The organism is Bacillus sp. AY2-1 (assembly GCF_008368965.1).
In the GTDB taxonomy this organism is placed as follows: domain Bacteria; phylum Bacillota; class Bacilli; order Bacillales; family Bacillaceae_G; genus Bacillus_A; species Bacillus_A thuringiensis_S.
Window position 1 is genome coordinate 1 of the sequence record NZ_QPEL01000153.1, and the last position, 1,996, is coordinate 1,996.

A 1,996-nucleotide genomic window follows, 5' to 3' on the forward strand; every position below is an offset into this window, starting at 1 on the left:
ATCAATATACTATCATAAAACATAAAAAAAAAGTCTAATTAATTTTATGTTTTGACTATTTGAAAATAAGTCGAATAAAACAATATTAAGATTTTTGGATATTAATTAGTTTATTATATAAAAATAGCGCTTTCTAATTAGCTTTTACTAATAGAAATACACTATTTATAATAAAATATTTTTAGTCTTTTATCCCTTCAAGTCTTTCCTTCGTATTAATTTCTTCTCCACTTATACGCTTTTCAAAAGACTTTCTCCAACTACTTGAAAGTGCATTTACTTCTAATATCCTTTTTATCCCTTCAATATTTTGTTTTTCCTTGTGCATGATACGGTTAGCAAACGCTACTGAAACACCTTTTGGATCAGACTGTAGTCTTTTTAATGTATCGACTGATGATACCCATCCTTCTTTTAATACGCGAAAATAGAATCCTGTATATCCTGTTTCTTGAAAATATAGTGGTAACTTTGGAATATTATATTTTTTTGCTAATTTAAAACAAGGTTGCCTTGGTTGTGTTACCTGTACGATTGCCTGTCCTAGCTCAAACGTATCACCAATACAAACATCCTCTTCGCGCATACCACTAACTGTTATATTTTCTCCAAAAGCCCCATATACAAGATCTTGATTCAATTCTTGTTCCCAGTATGGATAGTGATCACCAGTATAAACACAAACTGCTTTATCTACTCCTCCATGATGAACTAAGTCCGCCTGTCCATCTCCATTAAACTTTACAAAGGATAAATATACCGGTTCCTTTACTTGTTTCTTATTTATGCCTGTATGAATTACTTTTCCGCCGTATGTAACCTCTTTTGGTAATCCTATATTTAAAGATAATAATCGATATTCATTAGCCATTCTATTTCCTCCTTTAAAGGTGTTACATGTATTTTCTCTCGATTAATTTTTACAACCCTCTCTGCTATATAAAGATGATTATAAAACCTCTAAAATCATTGTTCAATTCAATTATTTATATAATAATGATAGGTATAACCTATTATTATACTTGAGGTGATTTCAATCGAATTACGACAACTTGAATACTTTTTAGCTGTTTCAAAAGAATTACATTTCACAAAAGCAGCTGATAAATTAAATATTTCACAGCCTTCACTAAGTCAACAAATACGTGCATTAGAGCATGAAGTAGGAATGCCACTTTTCGATCGAATTGGTAAAAAAATATCTTTAACTGAAGCAGGGAAGATTTTATTATCACATTGTAAAACCATTTTTCATGAAGTCGAACAAGCTCGTTCAGCCCTTCAAGACCTAAACGGATTACAGCAAGGTTCCTTAACAATAGGGGCTTTGTTAACCGTCGTAAATTATTTACTACCACCAGCTATTTTAAATTTCAATAATTTATATCCCAATATAGAGCTTTCTGTATTAGGGCTTCGTACAGGAGATATTCGTGAAAAATTATTACAAAACGAACTAGATATCGGCATTACATTTCTCCCGGTGCAAGATAAAGAAATTATCTCCATCCCTCTATACAAAAGCGACCTTACATTGGTCGTGCCAACTGGTCATCGATTAGCTAAACGTAATCATGTATCTATTACTGAACTACAGAACTACCCTTTAATTCTTTTACCTAAAAATTTCTTTTTAACCGAACTAATTACATCTCATTGTCAAAAATTCAACTTTAGACCAAGACCAATTTTAGAAATTAGTACGATGGAATCTTTAATCCAAATGGTTTCTAAAGGAATGGGAATTACAGTGTTACCACAACCATATATAGACTTTTTACAAAATAAAAACATTCAAGCTATTAAAATAGAAAACCCTACTCCAATAATTGAAATAGGGCTTATTTATAGAAAAGATAAATATATGTGTGCTGCCACTCGAGAATTTATTGAGCAACTACAAATCACAGTACGTTCTTTCCAAAACTAAACAAAAGAGATTGTCCTATGAAATCGTTTCACAACGATCTAGTAGAATAATCTCTTTTCAAAAAAG

General features: G+C 31.1%; 2 protein-coding genes. One reads left to right on the forward strand and one right to left on the reverse strand.

Features of this window, described 5'->3' with window-relative positions; all coding sequences use genetic code 11:
• Positions 1-181: 181 nt before the first annotated feature.
• Positions 182-871 (reverse strand): MOSC domain-containing protein, encoded by a 690-nt coding sequence (locus DN403_RS26350; protein ID WP_001263005.1) that lies wholly within the window; start codon positions 869-871, stop codon positions 182-184.
• 156 nt (positions 872-1,027) lie between these two features.
• On the opposite strand from DN403_RS26350, the gene DN403_RS26355 reads away from it, so the two are divergent.
• Positions 1,028-1,930, forward strand: a complete 903-nt coding sequence (locus DN403_RS26355; protein WP_098437222.1) for a LysR family transcriptional regulator — start codon at positions 1,028-1,030, stop codon at positions 1,928-1,930.
• Positions 1,931-1,996 lie beyond the last annotated feature (66 nt).

Coding starts and splice junctions, on each gene's coding strand:
- DN403_RS26350 (WP_001263005.1), bottom strand. CDS start 871: ATGGCTAATGAATATCGATTATTATCTTTAAATATAGGATTACCAAAA.